The 22621-nt window shown below is 64.6% G+C and carries 22 protein-coding genes and 1 pseudogene; 12 read left to right on the top strand and 11 right to left on the bottom strand.

The window, feature by feature from the left end; all coding sequences use genetic code 11:
• The first annotated feature begins 22 nt into the window (after positions 1 to 22).
• The 4 genes from hutG to hutI are packed head-to-tail and all read left to right on the top strand — an operon-like array spanning position 23 to position 4005.
• Positions 23 to 811, top strand: coding sequence for an N-formylglutamate deformylase (gene hutG, locus LK540_RS11615; protein WP_229437446.1), 789 nt, complete (start codon positions 23 to 25; stop codon positions 809 to 811).
• Entirely contained in the window at positions 808 to 2175 is a 1368-nt protein-coding gene (locus LK540_RS11610) for a formimidoylglutamate deiminase (RefSeq protein ID WP_229437445.1), read from the top strand. Before hutG ends, LK540_RS11610 begins: the two co-directional genes overlap by 4 nt.
• Positions 2172 to 2768: a HutD family protein gene (locus tag LK540_RS11605; RefSeq protein WP_229437444.1), complete on the top strand. Its 597-nt coding sequence runs from the start codon at positions 2172 to 2174 to the stop codon at positions 2766 to 2768. Before LK540_RS11610 ends, LK540_RS11605 begins: the two co-directional genes overlap by 4 nt.
• Complete coding sequence (hutI, locus tag LK540_RS11600) at positions 2761 to 4005, top strand: imidazolonepropionase (protein WP_229437443.1); 1245 nt, start codon at positions 2761 to 2763, stop codon at positions 4003 to 4005. The genes LK540_RS11605 and hutI overlap by 8 nt, the downstream gene beginning before the upstream one ends.
• Before the next feature lie 194 nt (positions 4006 to 4199).
• Here the strand turns inward: hutI and LK540_RS11595 are convergent, their stop codons facing one another.
• From LK540_RS11595 to LK540_RS11570, 6 genes are all read right to left on the bottom strand, one after another.
• Positions 4200 to 4379: a hypothetical protein gene (locus tag LK540_RS11595; protein WP_229437442.1), complete on the bottom strand. Its 180-nt coding sequence runs from the start codon at positions 4377 to 4379 to the stop codon at positions 4200 to 4202.
• 339 nt (positions 4380 to 4718) lie between these two features.
• A complete protein-coding gene (locus tag LK540_RS11590; RefSeq protein ID WP_229437441.1) occupies positions 4719 to 5216 on the bottom strand; it encodes a GNAT family N-acetyltransferase in 498 nt (165 codons plus the stop codon).
• The gene (locus tag LK540_RS11585) at positions 5213 to 6151 is read right to left on the bottom strand and encodes a DMT family transporter (protein ID WP_229437440.1); all 939 of its coding nucleotides are present in this window, start codon (positions 6149 to 6151) and stop codon (positions 5213 to 5215) included. The genes LK540_RS11590 and LK540_RS11585 overlap by 4 nt, the downstream gene beginning before the upstream one ends.
• 109 nt (positions 6152 to 6260) lie before the next feature.
• Positions 6261 to 6716 carry a glycine zipper 2TM domain-containing protein gene (locus LK540_RS11580; protein ID WP_229437439.1) on the bottom strand — a complete coding sequence of 152 codons (456 nt, stop codon included), beginning with the start codon at positions 6714 to 6716 and terminating at the stop codon, positions 6261 to 6263.
• Between the two features lie 105 nt (positions 6717 to 6821).
• Complete coding sequence (locus LK540_RS11575; RefSeq protein ID WP_229437438.1) at positions 6822 to 7265, bottom strand: DUF962 domain-containing protein; 444 nt, start codon at positions 7263 to 7265, stop codon at positions 6822 to 6824.
• Positions 7266 to 7326: 61 nt separating this feature from the next.
• Positions 7327 to 8274, bottom strand: a complete 948-nt coding sequence (locus tag LK540_RS11570) for a LysR family transcriptional regulator (protein ID WP_229437437.1) — start codon at positions 8272 to 8274, stop codon at positions 7327 to 7329.
• Positions 8275 to 8425: 151 nt separating this feature from the next.
• On the opposite strand from LK540_RS11570, the gene LK540_RS11565 reads away from it, so the two are divergent.
• From LK540_RS11565 to LK540_RS11540, 6 genes are all read left to right on the top strand, one after another.
• Positions 8426 to 8650, top strand: coding sequence for a hypothetical protein (locus LK540_RS11565; protein WP_229437436.1), 225 nt, complete (start codon positions 8426 to 8428; stop codon positions 8648 to 8650).
• A complete protein-coding gene (locus LK540_RS11560) occupies positions 8647 to 9507 on the top strand; it encodes an alpha/beta hydrolase (RefSeq protein WP_229437435.1) in 861 nt (286 codons plus the stop codon). The genes LK540_RS11565 and LK540_RS11560 overlap by 4 nt, the downstream gene beginning before the upstream one ends.
• A 186-nt stretch (positions 9508 to 9693) precedes the next feature.
• Positions 9694 to 10881: an efflux RND transporter periplasmic adaptor subunit gene (locus LK540_RS11555; RefSeq protein ID WP_229437434.1), complete on the top strand. Its 1188-nt coding sequence runs from the start codon at positions 9694 to 9696 to the stop codon at positions 10879 to 10881.
• 4 nt (positions 10882 to 10885) lie between these two features.
• The gene (locus LK540_RS11550; protein ID WP_229437433.1) at positions 10886 to 14071 is read left to right on the top strand and encodes an efflux RND transporter permease subunit; all 3186 of its coding nucleotides are present in this window, start codon (positions 10886 to 10888) and stop codon (positions 14069 to 14071) included.
• Positions 14068 to 15546: an efflux transporter outer membrane subunit gene (locus tag LK540_RS11545; RefSeq protein WP_229437432.1), complete on the top strand. Its 1479-nt coding sequence runs from the start codon at positions 14068 to 14070 to the stop codon at positions 15544 to 15546. The genes LK540_RS11550 and LK540_RS11545 overlap by 4 nt, the downstream gene beginning before the upstream one ends.
• A 136-nt stretch (positions 15547 to 15682) precedes the next feature.
• Positions 15683 to 16213, top strand: coding sequence for a DNA-deoxyinosine glycosylase (locus LK540_RS11540; protein ID WP_374041352.1), 531 nt, complete (start codon positions 15683 to 15685; stop codon positions 16211 to 16213).
• Between the two features lie 75 nt (positions 16214 to 16288).
• Here LK540_RS11540 and LK540_RS11535 read toward each other — a convergent pair whose 3' ends face one another.
• Entirely contained in the window at positions 16289 to 17239 is a 951-nt protein-coding gene (locus LK540_RS11535) for a DNA-binding transcriptional regulator (protein WP_229437430.1), read from the bottom strand.
• A 114-nt stretch (positions 17240 to 17353) separates the two neighbouring features.
• Complete coding sequence (locus tag LK540_RS11530; RefSeq protein WP_229437429.1) at positions 17354 to 18109, bottom strand: DeoR/GlpR family DNA-binding transcription regulator; 756 nt, start codon at positions 18107 to 18109, stop codon at positions 17354 to 17356.
• A gap of 44 nt (positions 18110 to 18153) precedes the next feature.
• Here LK540_RS11530 and LK540_RS11525 point away from each other — a divergent pair.
• A pseudogene (locus tag LK540_RS11525) lies at positions 18154 to 18765 on the top strand (NUDIX domain-containing protein); the annotation flags it as partial.
• A 382-nt stretch (positions 18766 to 19147) separates the two neighbouring features.
• On the opposite strand, the gene LK540_RS11520 reads toward LK540_RS11525, so the two are convergent.
• Positions 19148 to 20371 (bottom strand): acyl-CoA desaturase, encoded by a 1224-nt coding sequence (locus LK540_RS11520; protein ID WP_229437428.1) that lies wholly within the window; start codon positions 20369 to 20371, stop codon positions 19148 to 19150.
• Positions 20372 to 20388: 17 nt separating this feature from the next.
• Positions 20389 to 20715, bottom strand: a complete 327-nt coding sequence (locus tag LK540_RS11515; protein ID WP_229437427.1) for a helix-turn-helix transcriptional regulator — start codon at positions 20713 to 20715, stop codon at positions 20389 to 20391.
• A gap of 374 nt (positions 20716 to 21089) precedes the next feature.
• Here LK540_RS11515 and infA point away from each other — a divergent pair, with 374 nt between their 5' ends.
• Positions 21090 to 21359, top strand: a complete 270-nt coding sequence (infA, locus tag LK540_RS11510) for a translation initiation factor IF-1 (RefSeq protein ID WP_229437426.1) — start codon at positions 21090 to 21092, stop codon at positions 21357 to 21359.
• A gap of 4 nt (positions 21360 to 21363) precedes the next feature.
• Here infA and LK540_RS11505 read toward each other — a convergent pair whose 3' ends face one another.
• The gene (locus tag LK540_RS11505; protein ID WP_229437425.1) at positions 21364 to 22560 is read right to left on the bottom strand and encodes a tetratricopeptide repeat protein; all 1197 of its coding nucleotides are present in this window, start codon (positions 22558 to 22560) and stop codon (positions 21364 to 21366) included.
• Positions 22561 to 22621: the final 61 nt, after the last annotated feature.

Here is a 22621-nt window from a genome sequence, read left to right as displayed (position 1 = left end):
TTCAACCGCTAGAGGAGAGGTGATGGATTTCCGGTTCAAGGCAGGTACTGCGCCGATGCTGCTGTCGATGCCCCACGTGGGCACCGACATTCCCGACGAAGTCGCCGCCACGATGGCGCCCTGCGCACTGGCGACGGCCGACACCGACTGGCACCTGGCCGAGCTCTACGAGGCGGCCGACCGCCTCGGCATCTCGACCCTGGCCGCGCGCTGGTCGCGTTACGCCATCGACCTGAACCGGCCGCCGGAAAACACGAATCTGTACCCGGGCCTGGACACCACCGGCCTGTGCCCGGTCGACACCTTCGGCCGCGAAAGCTTGTACCAGGAAGGCAAGGTGCCGGACGCCGCCGAAGTCCAGCGCCGCCTCGACCGCTACTGGCGTCCGTACCATAACCAGTTGCGCGCGGAACTGGCGCGCCTGCTGGCGCTGCACGGCAAGGTAGTACTCTGGGATGCGCACTCGATCGCCTCCGTCGTGCCGCGCTTCTTCGAAGGCCGCCTGCCGGACCTGAACTTCGGTACAGCGGAAGGAAAATCCTGCGATCTGGGACTGGAGCAGGCCGTGGTCGGCGTGGCCCGCGCCCAGGACCGCTTCAGCATCGCCGTGAATGGCCGCTTCAAGGGCGGCCACATCACGCGCTTCTATGGCCAGCCGAATGAGGGCGTGCACGCGATCCAGCTCGAGATGTGCCAGTGCCTGTATATGAACGAGGCGCCGCCTTTCGAGTATCGCCCTGAAGTCGCGGCCGAGGTCCAGCCCTTGCTGGCCGAGATGATGGAAGCCGCGCTGGCCTGGGTGCAGAAATGAACGCCCTGTTCGCGCGCCACGCGCTGCTGCCGGAAGGCTGGCGCGGCGACGTGCTCATCGAGTGGGATGCACGCGGCGCCCTCACGCGGGTGCAGGCCGATGCGCGTCCGCCGATCGGCGTGCCGCGCGCCGACTACGTGGTCCCGGGCATGGCCAACTTGCATTCGCACGCCTTCCAGCGCGCGCTCGGCGGGCTGACCGAGCACGCCGGCGATGGCCCGGACAGCTTCTGGACCTGGCGCGAATTGATGTACCGCTTCGCCGCCAACATCACGCCCGAGCAGGCCGAGGCCATCGCCGCCCAGCTGTTCTCGGAATGCCTGCGCCACGGCTACACCTCGCTGTGCGAGTTCCACTATATCCAGCGCGATCCAAACGGGGACATGTATGCGCGGCCGGCCGAGATGGCCGAACGCATCGCTGCGGCCGGCCAGCAGTCCGGCATCGGCCTGACCCTGCTGCCGGTGCTGTACAGCCACAGCGGCTTCGGCGAGCAGCCCCTGAAGCCGGAGCAAAGGCGCTTCCGCACCGACGTCGACACCGTGCTGCGCATCGTCGAGGCGCTGTCTCCGTTGCGCTCGGGCCAGCTGGAAGTCGGCGCCGCGCCGCATTCGCTGCGCGCGGCCGGCATCGAGCAGATCCGCGAACTGGCAGCGGCGCTGCCGAAGGAGCGCCCACTGCACATCCACATCGCCGAGCAGCAGGGCGAAGTCGAGCAGAGCCTGGCGTTCAGTGGCTGGCGGCCGGTCGAGTACCTGCTGGAGAACATCGGCATCGACGAACGGTGGTGCCTGGTGCATGCCACCCACCTGAACGAGGAAGAGGTGAGGGCGCTGGCGGGCAGCGGCGCGGTGGCGGGCATCTGCCCGACCACCGAGGCCAACCTGGGCGACGGCCTGTTCCCGCTCGGGGATTACCTGGCGCTGGGCGGACGCTGGGGCATCGGCAGCGACAGCCATGTGTCGCAGAGCCCGGTCGAGGAATTGCGCTGGCTCGAGTATGGCCAGCGCCTGGCTCATCTGCGCCGCAACGTTGTCGCGAGTTCAACGCGGCGCGACGTTGCGCTCAACTTGTGGCAGGATGCGCTGGCCGGTGGCGCACAGGCGGCCGGGCGTGCCGTGGGCGCCTTGGAAGCGGGCCGGCGCGCCGACCTGCTGGTGCTCGACAGCGCGCATCCGAACCTGGAAGGCGCGCTCGAGGCCGACGTGATGGGCCGCCTGGTCTTTTGCGGCAACGACAACCTGGTGCGCGACGTGCTGTCCGGCGGGCGCTGGGTGGTGCAGGGCGGGCGCCACATGGCCCAGGACACCATCGCGCGCCGCTACCGGCAGGCGATCAACCAGTTGCGCGAGGTAAGAGCATGAACATCCTGATTCCCTTTGCCGGCCTGTCGGCGGTGCCCTGGAAAAACGGCGGCGGCAGCACGACCACCATCGCGGTCGGCCCGCCCGAGGCCAATCTCGAGAACTTCGAGTGGCGCGTGAGCCTGGCGACCATCGCCGAGGACGGCCCGTTCTCCAGCTTCCCCGGCGTCGACCGCACGCTGGCGCTGGTCGACGGCCACGGCATGACGCTCGACATCGACGGTTCCGAGCGCGTGATCCTGTGCGAATCCGGCCCGGTGCTGGCATTCGACGGCGAATCGCAGGTCGTCGCCAAACTGAATCGCGGGCCGACCACCGACTTCAATGTGATGACGCGCAGCGATTGCTGCTACCACCAGTTCGGCCGGCGCCGCCTGTCCGGTAAATCGACGTTCGTGGCGCGCGCCGACTTGACGGTGCTGTTCCTGGCCGAGGGCGAGAGCCTGGAGATCGCCAGCGACGCCGAACGCATCGGGCTGGTACGCTATGACGCGGTGATGTTCGACCCCGGTACCGTGTGGTCGCTCGAAACCACGCAGGCGACGATCTTCATCGTCGACATTTTCTATTACAACGAGGACGAAGATGAGTGAACGCAGCAATCCGCGGGTCGATGCGGTATTTGCGAACGTGAATTTGGCCACCATGGTCGGTGGCTATGGCGAGATCATGGATGGCGCGATCGCCGTGCACCACGGGCGCATCGCCTGGGTCGGCGCACGCCGCGACGCCCCGCGCGCGGCCGTCATCCACGACTGCGACGGCGCCTGGCTCACGCCTGGCCTGATCGACTGCCACACCCACATCGTCCATGCCGGCAACCGCGCCGACGAATGGGAAGCGCGCCTGGAGGGCGCCAGCTACGAAGACATCGCCAGGAATGGCGGCGGCATCATGTCCACCGTGCGCGCCACCCGCGCCGCCAGCGTCGAGGACCTGATCCGCGTCAGCGCGCCGCGTGTCTCGCAGCTGCTGGCCGAGGGCGTGACCACGCTCGAGATCAAGTCCGGCTACGGCCTGAACATGACGGGCGAAGCGAATTTGCTGCGCGCCGCGCGGCGCCTGGGCGAAATTTTGCCGGTGTGCGTGCGGACCACGTTTTTGGGCGCGCACGCGCTGCCGCCCGAGTTCGCCGACCGCGCCGACGACTACATCGCCGAAGTCACCGAACGCATGCTGCCGCTGCTGGCCAAGGAAGGGCTGGTCGACGCGGTCGACGCCTTCTGCGAACACATCGGCTTTACCTACGACCAGACCGAGCGCGTGTTCAATGCCGCCAAACGCCTGAATCTACCGGTCAAGCTGCATGCGGAACAACTGTCCGAGCAGCGCGGCGCGGAACTGGTGGCGCGCTACCGCGGGCTGTCCGCGGATCACCTGGAGCACTTGACCCCGGCCGGGATTGCCGCCATGGCCGCGGCCGGCACGGTGGCGGTGCTGCTGCCGGGCGCCTGGTACTTCCTGCGCGAGACGCGCATGCCGCCCATCGCCGAACTGCGCGCGGCCGGCGTGCCGCTGGCGGTGGCGACCGACTGCAATCCGGGCACCTCACCGATGAGTTCGCTTCTGCTGGCGATGAACATGGCCTGCACCATGTGGCGCCTGACGCCGCGTGAAGCCTTGCAGGGCGCGACCGTGCACGCGGCGCGCGCGTTGGGCATGCACGACCGCATCGGGACGCTGGAAGTCGGCAAGCGGGCCGACTTTGCGCTGTGGGATATCGCGCGGCCGTCGGAGCTGGCGTATTCGATCGGGTTCAATCCTTGCCAGGCCGTGGTGAATGGCGGCGTGATGCGCGAGCGGGATGCGGGGCTGCCGGCGGGGTTTTGATGGGATAGAGCAGGGCGGCTCTTGTGCCTGGTGGCCGCTTTTGCGTTCCGTAACGGGACACTCCGCACCGGTGGGCTCAAGAACCTACCCTACAAAACTCAAGAGCCTTGCGCGGCCCGGCCCACCCTACGAAAACCGGTTTTGTAGGGTGGACTCCTGTCCACGCGGTACCACATTCGATCATTCGAAACACCTCACAACGACTGCAACTTCGCCTTCGTCGCCGACACCGCCCGGTGCAACATCCGCTCCGCATGAAAATCATTGGCCCGCTGCACCTCGATGGCGTGCAAATTGCGCGAATAATGATCGAGACGTGAACGCAGCCACGCCTTGTACAGTCGCGACCTGATCGGTTTGAAGCTGAGTTTCATGGTGTCTCTCCCTTCTTGGAGAGCACATTGTCCGCGCCGCCTATCTATTGCGTTTGTGATAACTCAATCGTGCCACAGCCCCTCACAATGCTTGAGGCTTCTCAAATCGCCCATTCCCAGCTCGGTAATTATTAGGATCAAGAGCATCCGTAAGAGAGGTAAGCAATTGTAAGAGCAAGCATTGTCGGCGGTCTCAGGCGGATATATTGAAACCGTTGATTCCGACTCTCCCCTCCCCATCCTAAAAAATGGGTTCGCCCACGGCGCTACAAGGTCCCGTGGGCTTTTTCTTGCCAGTGTGAGATGCGGCTTTTCGCTGCCAGTGTGCCGGTCGGCGAATCAGAGCCCGCGCCGCGCCAGGTGATCCAGCGCTTCGCCCGTTACGCGGCAGATGCGCCACTCCGGCAAGATCTCGGCGCCCATGGTCTGGTAGAAGCCGATGGCCGGTTCGTTCCAGTCCAGCACCGACCACTCGAAGCGGCCGCAGTTGCGTTCCACGGCCAGCTGGGCCAGGCGCGCCAGCAACTGGGTGCCGTAGCCCTTGCCGCGATGCGATTGACGCACATACAGATCTTCCAGGTACAGGCCCTTCTTGGTGAGGAAGGTCGAGAAGTTATGGAAGAACAGGGCAAAGGCCACGACTTCGCCGTTTTCCTCGCCGACGATGGCTTCACAGGCCGGCTTGTTGCCGAACAGGCCTTCGTGCAGCAGCTCCTCGGTGGCAACCACCATGTGCTCGAGTTTCTCGAACACGGCCAGCTCGACGATCATCGAATGGATGTCGGTAACGTCGGCCGGCTCGGCGGGGCGGATGGAAAAGTGTGTGGCAGAGGTCATGGGGTTTCGATTGCGTTGTTCAAAAGATCATTTTGCACTGGTTTGGCTGCGGGTGCACGCAGTGCCCAGGCCACGCTGGCCAGGCAGAGGATCATGCCAAAGAATTCGACGGGACCGGGACGGTAGTGTTCGAGCTTGATCGACAGCAGCACCGACAGCACCGGCGTGATCACGCCGATGTACACCGCCTTTTGCGGCCCGATGCGGGCGATCAGCGTGAAGTAGGCCAGGAAGGCGATCACCGAGCCGAACAGGGCCAGGTAGAACAGGCCCAGCGTGTACGACAGGCTCGGCGGCGCCACGAAACGCTGGCCGGTGAGCAGCACGTAGAACACCACCAGCAGCGTGCCCCAGAGCATGGACCAGGCCGTGGTCAGCATCACGTTGGTCGATTGCTCGCGCACTTTGCTCACCACGATGCTGCCGGCCGAGCTGGCGATCGTCGCCGCCAGGGCCAGCACCACGCCCAGCAGGAAGTGGCCGCTGCCGCCCAGCTGCAGATCCTGCCAGGCCTGGCCGATCGAGTGCCAGAACAGCAGGGCCACGCCGGCGGTGGCCACCGCGCCCGCACCCCAGGTGCGCGGCGCGATCGGCGTGCCGTGGAAGACGCGGCCCAGGAGCGGCGTCCAGAACACCATCAGCGCGAACAGCACCGCCACCAGGCCCGAAACCACGACTTCCTCAGCCTGGTAAGTGCAGATGTAGGACAGGCCAAAGGTGGCGGCGCCCTGCAGCATCATCCATTTCTGGGTGCGCCACGGCAGCTGCAGCTTGTGGCCGCGGATCAGGCAGATGAAGAACAGCGTGGCCGAAGCCAGGGCGAATCGGTAGACCACGGAAACGGCCGGCGGCACGTCACCCAGCTGCAAGGTAATGGCCCAGAAGGTCGAACCCCAGATCAGGGATGCGATGACGAACAGAACAGGAGTAGGCATCGCGAAAGTATACGTGCTTTCGCTGTTGCCTGTCGTCTATAGATTGGCAATATCAAGTGCTCGTGCGCAGGTTTTCGGAACCGATACAACACCTGCGCACAAAGAAGGATCAATGCGTCACGCGCGTCTGGTAACCATTGCTCAGCAAACGCACGCGCTCGCCCGGACGGAACAATTCATCGGCCGACTGGGTAATCGCACGCAGCTCGCCATTGTCGAGCTTGACGGTAATTTCGAAACCGGGGCGGTTGTTGGCATTCGCCTCGACCCGGTTCCCGATCAGCCCGCCGGCAATGGCGCCGACGATGCCGACCGCGGCCGAACCGTTGCCGCTGCCGATCTGCGAGCCGGCCAGGCCACCCAGGGCCGCGCCGCCCATGGTGCCGACGCCCGATTCCGGGTTGACGATGGTGACGTTGCGTACCGATTCGACCACGCCCATGCGCACGACCTGCTCGGACTGGGCCTGGTAGGAGCGGTAGACGCTCCCCGACTGGGGCGGGGTGGCGCAGCCGGCAAGCAGGCCGGCGGCGAGGATGGCAACGAGGGGCAGTGACTTTTTCATGATGATCTCCGGCTTGTTTCTCTGTCCAGAAATCCTACTCCTCGTCGGCGCCGCGTGGCGCGCGTTGGCGCCAGAGCTCAATATGCCGGCCTTAATTAGCCGGTATCAATAAGCCAGATTCAGCCTGCGGTACAGGAAACCCAGCACGAACAAAGGCCCGATCAGCAGGAAACGCAGGTCGTCGAAGAACGATGGCTTCTTGCCCTCTATCTTGTGCCCGACGAACTGGCCGATCCAGGCCACCACGAAGATGGCAATCGACAACGGCAGCACGGCGTACGCCGGCATCGCCGCCAGCAGGGCCAGCATGATTCCCGCCATCGCCAGCATGCCCAGGGCAAAGGGTTTCGAGAGCTGGAAGTAGTACCACATCGCCCCCGCCGCCGCGGCCAGCGCCACCAGCGGATGAATCGCCCACAGGATGCCGAGCAGCGAGAACACGATCACCGGCACGCATACGAAATGGATCAGTTCATTGGTCGGGTTGCGGTGGCTTTCGCTGTAGATGTCGAGCAGGGTGTGGATGTCGCGGGACGGGGGGGCGCGCATGGCGAGGGTCTCCTGAATTGATTTTTGTGTAGAAATTCTACACCCGTCCCAGCCGAAAAAATCACGCCGCCTGGGCCTGTTCCGCGAAACCCGGACGCGCACCCAGGCGCATCTGCGGATGGTTCGCAAACAGCTCCGACACCCATTCGACGAACACGCGCACCTTGGCCGACAAATGGCGGTTTTGCGGATACACCACGTGCACCGGCAGCGGGTCGCTGCTCCATTCCGGGAGCAATTGCACCATGCGGCCTTCCTGCACGTGGCGCAGCAACAGGTAATCGGTCATCTGGATGATGCCCAGTCCCGCCAGCCCGGCGGTGACGTAAGCATTCGAATCGTTCAGGGCAATCGAGCCAGGCAGGGGGATCTCGATGCGCTCGCCGTCGCGGTTGAAATCCCAGTCGGAAACCTTGCCGTTCCTGGCCGAAAAGTAATTCACGCAGCGGTGCTTCAGCAAATCGTTCGGATGCGTGGGCGTGCCGTGGCGCGCCAGGTAGGCCGGCGCGGCGGCGGTAACGAAGGTGATCACGCCGACCCGGCGCGCGATCAGGCCGGGGTCGAGCAGCGGACCGCCACGCACCGCGCAATCGACGCCTTCCTCGATCAGGTCGACCGTGCGGTCGGTGCTGCCCAGTTCCAGCGTGATGTCCGGATAGCGCTCGAAAAAGCCGGGCAGGGCCGGGATCAGGATTTCGCTCGACAAGCCGGTCGGCGAATCGACCCGCAGGCGCCCGCTGGGATTGAGGCGCGTGCGCGACAGCGACTCTTCGGCGTCGCGCACGTCCGACAGGATGCGGATGCAGCGTTCGTAATAGGCGGCCCCGTCCGAGGTGACGGTGACGAGCCGCGTGGTGCGGTGCAGCAGCTTGGCCGCGAGCGCCGTTTCCAGCGCCTGTACCAGGGTCGAGACGCTGGCCTTGGGCATGTTTAGCATCTCGGCAGCGCGCGTGAAACTGCCGGTGTCGACCACCTGCACGAACACTTCCATGGCTTGCAGCTTGTTCACTTTGCTTCTCTCTCGATCAGGAATCGTTCAGGTTTTTCGCTTATTGTTCGCGCATTCCGAACAATCAATTCGAAATTGGCATCTTTATCAGATTGTAGATGATGTCTATAGTGTGCGTACTGACAGTCATATTTTTACATCGGAGCAGGTCATGACACACAAGGATGGCATCGTCGCAACAATCGCACTGGCGCTGAGTACGCTGGCGATGGCGGGCATGGTCGGCAGCGGCGCGTATGCCCAGGCTGCCGGCGTCGAGGCGCGCGGCGTCCAGGCCTTGTCGAATGCCGTGATCGAAACCGTCTGCCCCGAAGCGCATGCTGCCCGTGCTGCGGATGCACAATTGTTGGCCGCTGCCACGCAGGTGGCGCCATGAACGCACCCTTCGAGACCGGCCTGGCAGGCAAGGCCGACGACGTGCGCGTCAAGGAACTCGCGGTCGCCGGCGAACAGGGCCCGCTGAAGGCGCGTCTGTACAGCGCCGGCCCGGCGGCTAAGCGCGACACCCTGATCGTGTTCTTCCACGGCGGCGGCTTCGTCGAAGACAAGCTGGACGAATCCGACGCCTTCCTGCGCCACCTGGCCGACGGCGGCCACGCGCAAGTGGTGCTGGCGTCCAGCTACACCCTGGCCACCGTGCGTCCCTTCCCGGCGGCCGTCGAGGATGCTCACGCCGTGCTGCTGTGGGCGAAAAAGAACAAGACCAAGCTCGGCTGGAACGGCAAGCGCATGCTGGTGGCCGGCATCGAGGCCGGCGCCAACCTGGCTGCCGTCTGCGCCCTGATGTCGCGCGACCGCGGCGCCCCGAAGCTGGCCGGCCAGATCCTCCTGATGCCGATGCTCGACCCGGGTCTGTCGACCTGCTCGATGCGCGAAATGCCGAACTGCCCCGACATGGAAGCGCTGGCCGACGATTGCGCCGCCGCCTACCGCGGCTACCTGCCGCATGCCGCCGACCGTACCCACCCGTACGCGTCGCCGCTGCAATCGAGCCGGCTGAAGAATCTGCCGCCGGCCCTGATCCTGTCCGCCGAGGATGATCCCTTGCGCGACGAAGCCGAAGCCTACGGCGCCAAGCTGAACAGCTTCGGCGTGCCGGCCTCCGTGCGCCGCCTGCTGCCGGCGCCGCTGACCGAACCGGGCGGGCGCAACGACTGCGCCTGCAAGGCCAGCGCCCTGACCGAAATCGCCGCCTTCATCGCCGGCCTGGACGGGGAGGCAGCCACGGGATGACTTCCGCCACCTGATCTATCTGATCTCCTAAACCACTACTGAACCGGACTACCGCGCTCATCCGAGCGTGGCGGGACCCGCTTTGCCCATTTTTCCTGCGCTCCTATCCAGAACGGCGCCGGGCAGGGCGGGTGTTGCCCAAGCATTTGACTCATTACTAATACTCAACAATAACAAGGGGTAAACATGAAACGCACACATGAATGGTCCGCACTCCTGCGGCCGATGTCGATGGCGCTGGCCGCCGCCGGCCTGATTGCGGCCACGCTTTCCGGCTGCGGCGATGCCACTGGCAAGGTTGCCGAAGCCCAGGCGCCCGCCGCACCGCCGGTCTCGGCCGCGTTGGTGCTGGAGCGTCCGGTCGCCGAAACCCAGGAATTCTCGGGCCGCCTGGAAGCCATCGAACGCGTCGAGATCCGCTCGCGCGTCAGTGGCTTCATCACTGCCGTCAACTTCAAGCCGGGCAGCGAAGTGAAGAAGGGCGACGTGCTGTTCGTGGTCGACCCGCGCCCCTACCAGGCCGAAGCCGCGCGCGCCGAAGCGGCTGCCGCATCAAGCCGCGCCAAGCTCGATCTGGCCAAGCGCGAACTGGCGCGCGCCGAAAGCCTGCTGGCTGACAAGGCCATCGCCCGCCGCGAATACGACGAAGCCGCCGCCGGCCAGAAGGAACTCGAAGCCAACGCCAACGCGGCGCAAGCCCAGCTTGACGCGGCACGCCTGAACCTGGCCTACACCAAGGTCGTCTCGCCGATCGACGGCCGCGTGTCGAAAGCCGAAATCACCCTCGGCAACCTGGTCGACGCCTCGGCGGTACTGACCTCGGTGGTGTCGCTGGACCGCATCTACGCCAGCTTCGACGGCGACGAGGAAACCTATCTGCGCGTCGGCGCCAAGGCCCAGGGTGGCACGCCGGTCGGCGTACGCGTGGGCCTGGCCAACGAAGACGGCTTCCCGCACGAGGGCAAGCTCGAATTCGTCGACAACCAATTGGATGCCCGCACCGGCAGCGTGCGCATGCGCGCCACGTTTGATAACGCCGAGCGCAAGCTGGCGCCCGGCCTGTTCGCGCGCATCCAGCTGGGCGCCGCCGACAGCCGCACCGCTGTCCTGATCAGCGACCGCGCCGTGGCCACGGACCAGAGCCGCAAGTACGTGTTCGTGGTCGGCGCCGACAACAAGGCCGAATACCGCCCGGTCACGCTCGGCCCCACCGTGGATGGCCTGCGCGTGGTGCGCACTGGGTTGAAAAGCGGCGAGAAGATCGTCGTGAACGGCCTGCAGCGCGTGCGCCCCGGTGCGCCGATCGCGGCGCAGCTGGTGGCGATGGACGCGGCGCCGGTGGCGCTGGCATCGAATGCGGCCGTGAAGGAATAAGACCATGAATATCTCCCGCTTTTTTGTCGACAAGCCGATCTTCGCCATCGTGCTGTCGGTGCTGGTCTTCGTCGGCGGCCTGATCTCGATCCTGCAGCTGCCGGTGTCCGAGTACCCGGACGTGGTGCCGCCCTCGGTGGTGGTGCGCGCCCAGTACCCGGGCGCGAACCCGAAGGTCATCGCCGAAACCGTGGCCGCACCGCTGGAAGAGCAGATCAACGGCGTCGAGAACATGCTCTACATGTCCTCGCAAAACACCTCGGACGGCGCGCTGATGCTGACGATTACCTTCGCCATCGGCACCAATGTGGAACAGGCCGAGACCCAGGTGCAGAACCGTGTCCAGCGCGCGCTGCCGCGCCTGCCCGAGGAGGTGCGCCAGATCGGCGTCACCACCGTGAAAAGCTCGCCCAACCTGACCATGGTGGTGCACCTCAAATCCCCGGACGGCCGCTACGACGACCTGTATCTGCGCAACTACGCGACCCTGAACGTCAAGGATCGCCTGGCGCGCATCCACGGCATGGGCGAAGTGCAGCTCTTCGGTTCGGGCGACTACGCGATGCGCGTCTGGCTCGATCCGCAAAAGGTGGCGGCGCGCGGCTTGGTGGCCGGCGACGTGGTCGATGCGATCCGCGAGCAGAACGTGCAGGTCGCGGCCGGCGTCATCGGCCAGGGGCCGAGCAAGGATGCCGACTTCCAGCTGACCGTGAACACGCAGGGCCGCCTGGCCAGCGTCGAGGAATTTGGCAACATCGTCGTGAAGACGAACGCCGACGGCGCTACCACGCTGCTGAAGGACGTGGCGCGCCTGGAGATGGGCTCGAACTCGTATGCGCTGCGCGCGCTGCTCGACAATAAATCGGCGGTCGCTATCCCGATCTTCGAGGCGCCGAACGCCAACGCGCTGCAGTTGTCGACCGACGTGCGCGCGGCCATGGCCGAGCTGTCGCAAGATTTTCCGGAAGGCGTCGAATACAGCATTGTGTACGACCCGACCCAATTCGTACGCGAGTCGATCGACTCCGTGATCCACACCCTGCTCGAAGCGGTGGTGCTGGTCGCCCTGGTGGTGATCGTGTTCCTGCAAAGCTGGCGCGCATCCATCATTCCGCTGCTGGCCGTACCGGTGTCGGTGGTGGGCACCTTTGCCGTGATGCTGATGTTCGGCTTCTCGATCAACACGCTGTCCCTGTTCGGGCTGGTGCTGGCCATCGGCATCGTGGTCGACGACGCCATCGTGGTGGTGGAAAACGTCGAGCGCAACATCACGAATGGCCTGTCACCGCACGATGCGACGATCCAGGCAATGCGCGAAGTGAGCGGCCCGATCATCGCGATTGCCCTGGTGCTGTGCGCCGTGTTCGTGCCGATCGCCTTCGTTGCCGGCCTCACCGGCCAGTTCTACCGCCAGTTCGCGCTGACGATTGCGATTTCCACGGTGATCTCGGCCTTTGCCTCGCTGACGCTGGCGCCGGCGCTGTCCGCCGCACTGCTGAAAGCCCACGACGCGCCGAAGGACCGCCTGACGCGCATGATGGACGCCGTCTTCGGCCGCTTCTTCGCCGCCTTCAACCGCTTCTTCGGCCGCGCTTCGCACAGTTACGAAGGCGGCGTGAAGGGCGTCCTGCGCCGCAAGACCCTGTCGCTCGGCGTGTATGCGGTGCTCGGCATTGCTGCCGTGTTCATGTTCAAGGTGGTGCCGCCGGGCTTCGTGCCGCAGCAGGACAAGGCCTATCTGATCGGCTTCGCCCAGCTGCCGGACGCCGCCTCGCTCGACCGCACCGACGCCGTGATCCGCAAGATGTCGTCGATTGCGGCCGAGATCCCGGGCGTGGAATCGTCGATCGCCTTCCCTGGCCTGTCGATCAACGGTTTTACCAATGCGCCGAACTCGGGCATCGCCTTCTTCAGCCTGAAGCCTTTCAATGAGCGCAAGGGCAAGGCGCAGTCGGCCGAAGGCATCGCCGCCGAGATCAACAAGCGCATGGGCGCGGTGGAAGACGCCTTTGTCATGGTGCTGCCACCGCCTCCGGTGAACGGTCTGGGCACCACTGGCGGCTTCAAGATGATGCTGGAAGACCGCGGCAACCTCGGCTACGACGCGCTGTACAAGGCAACGCAGGCGATGCAGGCCAAGGCCTGGGCCGACCCGCGCCTGCAGGGCGTGTTCTCGAGCTACCAGATCAACGTGCCGCAGCTGTTCGCGGACGTCGATCGCGTAAAAGCCAAGCAGCTCGGCGTGCCGCTGCAGACCATCTACCAGACCTTGCAGGTGAACCTCGGTTCGCTGTACGTGAACGACTTCAACCAGTTCGGCCGCACCTACCAGGTGCGCGTGCAGGCCGACGCCCAGTTCCGTTCGCAGCCCGAGCAGATCGCCCAGCTCAAGGTGCGCAGCAACAGCGGCGAGATGATTCCGCTGTCCTCGCTGATGCAGGTAAAGGACAGCTACGGCCCGGACCGCGTGCAGCGCTACAACGCCTACGTCTCGGCCGACATGAACGGCGGCCCGGCCCCGGGCGTGTCCTCGGGCCAGGCGCAAGCCATCTTCGAGCAGATCGCAAAAGAGACGCTGCCGAAAGGGATCGCCTATGAATGGACCGACCTGACCTACCAGGACATCCTGTCGGGGAACACCATGATCTACGTCTTCCCGCTGTGCGTGCTGCTGGTGTTCCTGGTGCTGGCCGCCCAGTACGAAAGCTGGACCCTGCCGCTGGCGGTGATCCTGATCGTGCCGATGTCGATCCTGTGCGCCCTGGTGGGCGTGAAGCTGACCGGCGGCGACAACAACATCTTCACCCAGATCGCGCTGTTCGTGCTGGTGGGGCTGGCCTCGAAGAACGCGATCCTGATCGTGGAGTTTGCCCGCGAGCTGGAACACCACGGCCGCAGCATCGTCGATGCCGCGCTGGAGGCTTGCCGCCTGCGCCTGCGTCCGATTTTGATGACGTCGATCGCCTTCATCATGGGCGTGGTGCCCCTGGTGTTCTCGAGCGGCGCCGGCGCCGAGATGCGCCATGCGATGGGCGTGGCGGTGTTCGCCGGCATGCTGGGCGTGACCTTCTTCGGCCTGTTCCTGACGCCGGTGTTCTATGTTTTGCTGCGCACGCTGGCCAAGCGTTTCGAAAAGCCTGCGGTGGTGCGTGCGCCAGTCGCGCATGTTGAAGAAGGAGTTGCACAATGAAGGCGATGATTGCACACGGTATTGCACCGCTGATGGTGGCCCTGTTGCTGAGCGCCTGCGCGGCCCCAAGCTTCCGTCAGCCTGAAGTCGCTGTCCCGGTGGCGTTCAAGGAGGCTCCGCCGGCAGTACAAATCGCCGCCGACGGCAGCCGCTGGCAGGTGGCGCGCCCGGCAGAACAGCAGGCGCGCGGCGAATGGTGGCTGGCCTTCCAGGACCCCGCGCTCACCGCGCTGATGGATGAAGCGGCGCGCAACAACGCCAGCCTGGCCGTGGCGGCTGCGCGTGTGAAGCAGGCGCGCGCGATTGCCGGCATCGCCGAAGCGGACCGCATCCCGCAGGTCGGCGTCGGCTTCGGCGCCCAGCGTGGCCGGCCATCCGCGCTGGAAGCGAATCTGCCGCAGGGCAGTGCGGTGGCGCCGCGCACGACCTACAACGCCAGCCTGTCGGCCAGCTACGAGGTCGATCTGTTCGGCCGCGTGTCGTCGAATGTCGAGGCGGCGCGCCAGGATGCCGGTGCGGTGGAAGCCAGCTACCGTTCGGTGCTGCTATCGCTGCAAGCCGACGTCGCGCAGGGCTGGTTCCGCCTGCGTGCGCTGGACGCCGAACTGGACACGCTGGCGCAAACCGTGCGCCTGCGCGAGGAAAGCGTGGGCGTCAACCAGCGCCGCTTCGACCTGGGCGATATCGGCGAATTCGACCTGACCCGCGCGAAGACCGAACTGGCGACCACGCGCCTGGAAGCGGTGGGCCTGCAACGCCAGCGTGCGACGACCGAACACGCGCTGGCCGTGCTGCTGGGCCGTCCGGCCGCCGACTTCACGGCCGGTGCGGCGCCGCTGCCTGCCAGCGCGCAGATGCCGGTGATTCCTGCGGGGCTACCATCGACGCTGCTGGAACGCCGCCCCGACATCGCGGCAGCCCAGCGCGGCATGGAAGCGGCGAATGCGCGCATCGGCGTGGCGCGCGCCGCCATGTTCCCGGCCTTGAACATCGATGCGGCCGGCGGCGGTGTCGGCGGCACCGTGGCGGAGGTGTTCAAGTGGAGCAGCCGTTCCTGGGTGCTGGGCGCGATGCTGTCGCTGCCGCTCATCGACGGCGGACGCAATAAGGCGAACGTCACGCGCAGCGAAGCGGCGCTGGAAGAAGCCGTCGGCGCCTACCGCGAACGCGTGCTGGTGGCCTTTGCCGAAGTCGAGGACAACCTGGCCGGCCTGCGCGTGCTCGATGCGCAGGGCGTGCAGGTGGAAGAGGCGCTGGTGTCGGCGCGCCGCTCGGCCGAACTGGCGCGCAAGCTGTACGACGCCGGTCGCTCCAGCTACCTCGACTTGCTGGACGCCCAGCGCAATCTGGCAGCGGTGGAGCGCACGGCGGTGCAGCTGCGCGGCGACCGGGCGCTGACCACGGTGGCGCTGATCCGGGCGCTGGGCGGTAGCTGGGATGCGCCGGCGGCTGCCAATACATTCGCACGCAACTGAGTGGCACGCAACTGAGAACGCAACTGAGCAGGTAACTGATCGATATTAATTTGCCCCTTGCGGCGGCCCGCGGTTGCGGTCTGCCGCTTTTTTTCGTGTGCACGCGGCGGCGCGGGCAGGGCGCTACAATCCTTCCATGCCGAATACCGTTTCCCAAAATAGTCCATTATTGATGGGCCTCGCGCCCGTCATCGCGCCCGATACCCGCATCCTGATACTGGGCAGCTTCCCCGGCGCCGCCTCGCTCGCGGCCCAGCAGTATTACGCCCATCCACGCAATCAGTTCTGGAAACTCGTCGGCGCGCTGGTCGGCGAAGACTTGTACGGCCTACCTTATAACGAACGCCTGCCACGCCTGCTGGCGCACCGCTTCGGTCTGTGGGACGTGCTGGCCGCCTGCGAGCGCGAAGGCAGTCTCGATTCCGCGATCCGCAAGCCGGCCGCGAACGACTTCGAACGGCTGCACAAGCTGTGTCCGCAACTGGAAACGGTCGGCTTCAATGGCCAGGCGTCGGGCAAGTTCGCGCCGCAGTTCGAGCAGGCCGGCTACCGCACCGTGGTGCTGCCATCGAGTTCGCCGGCGCATATGGCGATGACGTTCGAGCAGAAGCTGGCTGTTTGGATGAAGCTGATAAACGTAGCTAGGCAGCATCTGCAATGCATGTGAAATCTATCGATTTGATCCAGAGCTTGGCAGAGTTAGAGGAATGGTTTTTTAAAATCCCGGAATACTCATGTAGAGTTAATTAAGGCGCAACTCCGATTCGTCTAACTTAAACTCATCTTCGAGCCCAAGTTTTTTTAAGATTGCTGGAAGTACCTGGTGGATAACCCTCATTCCAACCAGAAGTTCGTTCATATAAATGTCTGGATGGATACGGGAAGAGTTAAATCCAAGACTTTCAGCTTCAGCTTCCTCGCCTATTTCTCCATTTGCTCCTCTTACTAAATTCAGTAACTCTGCCCGTAATGGAACCCGATTGCGGAAGGCCCGATCTTTTACAAGCGTTAGCCACTCTTCGTAATCGCTTTGCACTGAACGCCTAAACTGCCGAAAAGTTTGCGTTAATTCATGCTCGCCCTTAATTTTACTAGCAGCAAGCTCTAGGAGACAGGGTTCGATGTTGTCCGCTTTAGTGCCAAGGAGCTCTAGTTCGTCATCCCAGATTAATTCAGAAATATAAGCCGCGTAAAAGCCATAAACATCGTTCAGTGAACAGAAAATCGCGTAAATGATTTTTGCATAGAAATTTTCTTCGAGTATTTGCTCAATTTTTTCTCCTTCATCACCCTCATAATCAAAATCTAAATCAGTAGGAAACTGATTCGGAGGTGTGATGCCCATCTCCATAAGAACACGGAAGGTATCCGCACACAGTTGTCCGTCCTCGTCGTACAATGGAGTTGTGTTGTAACCCGTTTCTGCGTTTTCCTGTGCAATTCTGGCGAGATACTGAATTAGCTTTTCCCATTTGGTAGCGTTTGTCAGAGAGCCAGATAAGAGAACGAATCTCGGTTCTTTATCACCGATTTGGATAAGAGTGCGAAATTTTTCTTCCATATCTGCTGACATATGTTCGCCCTTCTTCCACTTACTTATCTGGGTTGGCGAAACGCCAATTCGAGACGCTAGCTCTCTTTGGCTGCAATGCAGAGACTGCAGAGCTAATTGAACGAAAGCTTCACTATCCATAACCATCCCTGTGTCATGAGAGTTTAGTAAATTTTATGCTATGGTTAGTAAATAATATTGTCAAGCTAGTTGCTTTGCTCAGCGAGATCTGATGTTTCATATATGTCAATATTGCTATGCTAGGTGAACGGAAATCCCGCGCGCCCGGTAGGGCGCCAGCACCGCATCGGGCACGCTGGCTATCGTCACCAACCCCGACAACGCATCCAGCTCAATCACCTGGTAAGGCGAAGCCGTCGCCAGCTTCTCTGGCGAGGCCAGCACGATCGTTTCCGCCGCCGCCGCGCTCAGCGCCCGCTTGACGCCCGCCTCCTCGAAGTCCCCGGTCGTCAGCCCGGCGTCTGGATGCACGCTGCACACGCCCATGAAGTAGATGTCCGCCCGCACCTGCCGGATCGCTTCCACCGTCGCCGCTCCCACGCCCACCACCGAATGCTTGAACAGCCGTCCGCCCAGCATGATGACCTCGATCGACGGATGCGAAACCAGGGCGACGGCCACCGAGGGGCTATGTGTGACCACGGTTGCCTTCAAATCGGGCGGCAGGTGCCGCACCAGCTGCGCCGAAGTAGTGCCGCCATCGAGGAAGACGACTTGTCCTGGCTGGATCATCAGCGCGGCGGCGCGGCCGATGGCGCTCTTGTCGTCGACCGCGATCTGCTGGCGCGCAGCGAAGTCGCCCATCGCCGGCGAAGCGGGCAGGGCGCCGCCGTGCACGCGCTGCAGCAGGCCTTCAGCCGCCAGTTCGCGCAGGTCGCGCCGGATGGTGTCTTCGGAGATGTCGAGCTGGGCGGCGACGGTCTTGGCGACGATCTTGCCCTCCTGCCTGAGTAGGTCGAGTAGCAGCAGCTTACGTTGTGAGGTCAGCATGGTTGCACGATTTATCTTAATATTGCACGATTTTGCACGTTAGTATGAAAAAGCGCAAACAAAAGGAGACCGTCGTGCCAGATACCGTGCAAGATCATGTTCGCATCCGCAACGAGCAATTGTTGGCCAACGACTGGCACGTGCTGAAGAAAACCACCTTCGACTACCGCCGGCGCGACGGCAGCTGGCAGACGCTGACCCGCGAAACCTATGACCGCGGCAACGGCGCCGTCGCCCTGCTGTACAACCGCGCGCGCCGCACCGTGCTGCTGACGCGCCAGTTCCGCTTTCCCGCCTACGTCAACGGCCACGACGGCTTCCTGATCGAGGCGGCTGCCGGCCTGCTCGACCAGGCCAGTCCCGAGCAGCGCATCCGTGCAGAACTGGAAGAGGAAACCGGGCGCCGCGTCGCCCACCTGGAGCAGGTGTTCGACGTCTTCATGAGCCCCGGCTCGGTCACCGAGCGGCTGCACTTCTTTATTGGCGAGTACGACGCCGCATCGCAGGTGGGCGAGGGCGGTGGTGTCGAGGCCGAAGGAGAAGACATCGAGGTGCTGGAACTCGATGCCGACGAAGCGCTGGCGATGGTCGAGCGCGGCGAGATCATGGACGGCAAGACCATCATGCTGCTGCAGTACCTGCACCTGCACGTGCTGAAGCCGCGCAGCATGATGATCCTGGTTGCCGGCCCCTACCGCTCGGGAACCGATGACGATCCGGGCCGCATCGCCGCCAATGTCGCGGCGATGGAAGCCTGCGCGCTGCCGCTGTACGAACGCGGCCACGTTCCGGTGCTGGGCGAGTGGCTGGCGCTGCCGGTCGTACACGCCGCCAGCTCGCAAACGCCGGGCGACAACATCTACGACGCCATCTTCCACCCCCACTGCGAGCGCCTGCTGGCGCACTGCGACGCGGTGCTGCGCATCGGCGGCGCCTCCAGCGGAGCGGACCGGATGGTCACCGCAGCCGAGGCGCGCGGATTGCTCGTCTACCGCAGCCTGGACGAGATTCCCGCAGCGGTGCCCTGAGCCCAGGACGTCAGGCGTCGACCTGGCTGCGCGCCAGTTCGCACAGGGTGGCCAACGGCAGCAGCACCAGCGCGGCGGCGGCCGTGAACGCGTTGCGCGTGCCGACTGCGATCAGGAGGGCAGGCAGGCCACGCACCGTCTGCCCGCCGTGGTCGAACGACAGCCGGGAGCGCAAGGGCGTGCGCTGCGCTTGAACCCCGGCGCCGGCCAGGCAGTGGGCGGCCTGTTCGGACAGCAGGACGAACGGCCCTTCCAGCACCAGCTGGCCGCGCCGCGCGAGCAGCTGGCGGCTGGCAGTGGCAATGGCGCCGACCGTGGCGCGCCACGATTTGTGCGCCTGCGGCAGGGCGATAGGCAGCGCCGCATGCACACGCAGCTCGGCACGCGGCGGGCAGTCCGCCGGCAGCCGGAAGTTCCATGCCAGCCCGGCGCGTTGCAGCAGCACCAGCACCCACCAGCCCGGGTCCCATTCGCCGGGGTATAGCCCCAGCCTGGCCGAGCCGGGATAGGCATGGTGGTTGTTGTGCCAGGACTCGCCCATCGTCAGCAGCGAGGCCAGCGCCACGTTATGCCCCTGCACGGCTGCACCCTCGACGGTATGCGCCATGGCGCCGTGGTTGTGCGCGAAGTACCCGATCAGCCAGTGTCCGGTTACGCCGGCTCCGATGCGCGCGCAGACGCCCCAGATCACGAAGGGCCAGCCGCCGAGCGCGTACAACAGCAGGGCCGGCGGCAGCTGTTGCAGCATCCAGGTGCGTTCCAGGAAGCGGTAGAAGCGGTCCTGCGCGATGTGCGCCGGCACGGCCAGCCGCGGCGGATGGTCGAGCCGCAGTTCGCAGTGCAGCTGCCACCAGCCATCCTTCCAGAACGAACGGCCATGGCGCAGGTAGTCGTGGCAATCGGGCTGGCGCTGGGCGTGGTCGCGCAGGTCGTGCTGGGCCAGCAGGCCGAGTGGCCCGGACAACCCGACCTGCACGCCGGTGTAGACGAGCAGGTATTCCAGCCACTTGGGGCAGGCGAAGCTGTCGTGGATGAGTTTGCGGTGGCTGCCGAGCGAGTGCCCGAACAGCAGCACAGTGCCTGTCGTCGCCAGGAACAGCACGAGCGCGGCCCAGCTGAAGGTGAACCAGCCGCCTACCAGCGCGACGCCGACCATGGCGCTCCACCAGAGGGATTTCACGGGAGACCAGACCATGCTGCCATTGACCACGTTGCCGTTATGCGAATGCTGCATGCGAATCTCCTTGTCGATCACACGGGTTTGCGCTTCTTTGCCAGGGCCTTCGATTCGCGCTTGAGCGGCGCAGCCGTGGGGCAGAGTTCGAACATGAAACCGGACAGGCGCGTCACCAGGCTGTCGCCGTTGAGCGTGTAATAGACGAATTGCCCGCGCCGCTCGCCCGACACCAGGCCGGCGTTTTCCAGCACCGACAAATGGCGCGAGGTGGCGGGGGCGCTGATCGCCAGTTTCTCCGCCAGCTCCGAGGTGGTCAGCTCGACATGCGAGAGCAGGGCCATGATCTTGCGGCGCGGCAGGGACGCCAGGGCTTCGAAAGTCTTGTCCAGGTTTGAGTTCATTATTTAATTAACTAACTTGTTAATCGTAATGTGCCTGTGCACGCCTGCGGCGTCAAGCGGAAACGAGGGGGCGGCAAGCAGCGATTCGCTATCCGTGCTACACTGCATGCAGTCGATGAAGTTCATGTGAACTCTCGGCCGCCTCGACAGGTTCACGGGTTTCGGATTCCGGCGAACCATAGAACGAAGCCCGCAGCAAGCGGGCTTTTTTTCCTTCCAGCGCAACCGGCGATCCGGCGGCGCAGCGTCCTGACCCGCCGCGACGGCGGTTTATTCACTTCAGTTCCGGTCCAGTCCCTGCGGGCACTGTCGATCGCAGCATCGTTCATGGCGGCGTGGTATGCCGGCTCGCAGCTCTATCAAGGAAAACCATCATGGCAAAAGAAGAACTCATCGAAATGCAAGGCCTCGTGACCGACGTGCTGCCCGAAATGCGCTTCCGCGTCGATCTCGAGAACGGTCACCAGCTGATCGCCTACACCTCGGGCCGGATGAAGAAAAACCACATCCGCATCCTGGCGGGCGACAAGGTGACGCTGGAGATGTCGCCGTACGACCTGAACAAGGCGCGCATCGTGTTCCGTCACATCGAGCAGCGCGGCACGCCTGCACCGCGCCCGGGCGGCTTCCAGCGCCGCCGCTGATCCTTCAGCGCACCTGCGGCGAGCCGGGCAGGCTCGCGCGCAGGCGGCCCAGCTTGGCCGCATAGCGCTCGCGCGCGTCGATTCGCGTACTGGTATCGCGCGCCAGCGCCAATTCCTTCACCGCAGCCTCTTCCTCCCCCAATCCCAGATACGCCACGCCGAGCCAGAAATGGAACTCGTCGTTGTAGGGCGCACGCGCCACTTCGCGCGCGAACAGCGTTTTCGCGTCCCGCATCCTGCCCGCCCTGTAGGCCGTCATTCCCTGGTTGAACCAGTGGTAGGGCGGCGCCGGATGCAGGCGCTCGATGCGGCGCAGCAGTGCCTGCGCTTCCTCGTGCTTGCCGTTGCTGTTGAGCGCCTGCGCCAGGTTCTGCATCACCACCAGGCTGTCCGGCTCGCGCGCCAGTGCCGCGCGGTAGACCCGCTCGGCCATCGGCGGCCTGCCGTTGCGCGCATACACGACGGCCAGCGTGTTGTAGGCCGCCAGCGAGGAAGGCCGCTTCAGGATCGCCGCGCGCGCCCACCAGTAGGCGTCCGCGATCCGGCCCGCCACCAGCTCTTCCACCGCGCGGTTGTTCATGTAGAGGGCAACGATGTCATCTTCGCCCAGCTCGGTGCTGGGCAGGCGCGCCGCGTCTTTCGGGGCCAGGAAGTCGATCACCAGCGGCTCGGCATTCGTGCTGACGGTATGGACTCCGGCCGTGCGCGGCGCCAGGGCGATGTTGACGTGGGAACTGATCAGGTAGAGCGAGCCGTTGCGGTGCCAGGTTTCCTCGGCCTGCACGCTGGCGAAGCGCACCTCCATGCCGAGTGCGCGCGCAAAGGCCGCCGTCATGATCACCAGCGACAGGCAGTTGCCCGAGCGCGCGGCATAGGTCTGGGCCGCGGTGCGCGTGACGCTGGCGTCGTAGTCGAGCTGCAGGTCGCTCTTGCTGTACAGGGCGGATACCAGACCGCGCGCGGCGCCTTTTTCGCGCAGGCTGGCCTTGAAGGCGGGGCTGTCGAGGTGGACGCGCATCGGCGCGCTCAGCGTGAACAGGTTGGCGGCGTCGGCCGGGGCGGCAGGGGCGGGGAAGGCGGCGTCGTCGAACAGCGCCGCCAGTTCCGGCGTGGGCCGGGTTGACGTGGCGGCGCAGCCGCTCAGCAGCGCATTCAGCAGGGCATACAGCAGCAGATACCGCAGCAAAAACGGGCGTTTCATCGCGCGCCTCCGGTGCCAACAGGACGAATCGAGTATCCGCCTGAACCGGGACGCTGTCAAA

The sequence above is a fragment of the Massilia sp. IC2-278 genome (assembly GCF_020708045.1).
Taxonomy (GTDB): Bacteria; Pseudomonadota; Gammaproteobacteria; order Burkholderiales; family Burkholderiaceae_D; genus Telluria.
Note: the sequence above shows the minus strand (reverse complement) of the source record. Positions and strands in the feature narration are given on the sequence as shown.

What these genes read in the sequence shown, in the direction of transcription:
- LK540_RS11580 (WP_229437439.1), bottom strand. Translation starts at nt 6,716, where the DNA reads ATGAAAAAGTCACTGCCCCTCGTTGCCATCCTCGCCGCCGGCCTGCTT.
- LK540_RS11590 (WP_229437441.1), bottom strand. Translation starts at nt 5,216, where the DNA reads ATGACCTCTGCCACACACTTTTCCATCCGCCCCGCCGAGCCGGCCGAC.
- infA (WP_229437426.1), top strand. Translation starts at nt 21,090, where the DNA reads ATGGCAAAAGAAGAACTCATCGAAATGCAAGGCCTCGTGACCGACGTG.
- LK540_RS11540 (WP_374041352.1), top strand. Translation starts at nt 15,683, where the DNA reads ATGCCGAATACCGTTTCCCAAAATAGTCCATTATTGATGGGCCTCGCG.
- LK540_RS11605 (WP_229437444.1), top strand. Translation starts at nt 2,172, where the DNA reads ATGAACATCCTGATTCCCTTTGCCGGCCTGTCGGCGGTGCCCTGGAAA.
- LK540_RS11560 (WP_229437435.1), top strand. Translation starts at nt 8,647, where the DNA reads ATGAACGCACCCTTCGAGACCGGCCTGGCAGGCAAGGCCGACGACGTG.
- hutG (WP_229437446.1), top strand. Translation starts at nt 23, where the DNA reads ATGGATTTCCGGTTCAAGGCAGGTACTGCGCCGATGCTGCTGTCGATG.
- LK540_RS11565 (WP_229437436.1), top strand. Translation starts at nt 8,426, where the DNA reads ATGACACACAAGGATGGCATCGTCGCAACAATCGCACTGGCGCTGAGT.
- LK540_RS11535 (WP_229437430.1), bottom strand. Translation starts at nt 17,239, where the DNA reads ATGGATAGTGAAGCTTTCGTTCAATTAGCTCTGCAGTCTCTGCATTGC.
- LK540_RS11520 (WP_229437428.1), bottom strand. Translation starts at nt 20,371, where the DNA reads ATGCAGCATTCGCATAACGGCAACGTGGTCAATGGCAGCATGGTCTGG.
- LK540_RS11505 (WP_229437425.1), bottom strand. Translation starts at nt 22,560, where the DNA reads ATGAAACGCCCGTTTTTGCTGCGGTATCTGCTGCTGTATGCCCTGCTG.
- LK540_RS11530 (WP_229437429.1), bottom strand. Translation starts at nt 18,109, where the DNA reads ATGCTGACCTCACAACGTAAGCTGCTGCTACTCGACCTACTCAGGCAG.
- LK540_RS11550 (WP_229437433.1), top strand. Translation starts at nt 10,886, where the DNA reads ATGAATATCTCCCGCTTTTTTGTCGACAAGCCGATCTTCGCCATCGTG.
- LK540_RS11545 (WP_229437432.1), top strand. Translation starts at nt 14,068, where the DNA reads ATGAAGGCGATGATTGCACACGGTATTGCACCGCTGATGGTGGCCCTG.
- LK540_RS11585 (WP_229437440.1), bottom strand. Translation starts at nt 6,151, where the DNA reads ATGCCTACTCCTGTTCTGTTCGTCATCGCATCCCTGATCTGGGGTTCG.
- hutI (WP_229437443.1), top strand. Translation starts at nt 2,761, where the DNA reads ATGAGTGAACGCAGCAATCCGCGGGTCGATGCGGTATTTGCGAACGTG.
- LK540_RS11610 (WP_229437445.1), top strand. Translation starts at nt 808, where the DNA reads ATGAACGCCCTGTTCGCGCGCCACGCGCTGCTGCCGGAAGGCTGGCGC.
- LK540_RS11575 (WP_229437438.1), bottom strand. Translation starts at nt 7,265, where the DNA reads ATGCGCGCCCCCCCGTCCCGCGACATCCACACCCTGCTCGACATCTAC.
- LK540_RS11515 (WP_229437427.1), bottom strand. Translation starts at nt 20,715, where the DNA reads ATGAACTCAAACCTGGACAAGACTTTCGAAGCCCTGGCGTCCCTGCCG.
- LK540_RS11595 (WP_229437442.1), bottom strand. Translation starts at nt 4,379, where the DNA reads ATGAAACTCAGCTTCAAACCGATCAGGTCGCGACTGTACAAGGCGTGG.
- LK540_RS11555 (WP_229437434.1), top strand. Translation starts at nt 9,694, where the DNA reads ATGAAACGCACACATGAATGGTCCGCACTCCTGCGGCCGATGTCGATG.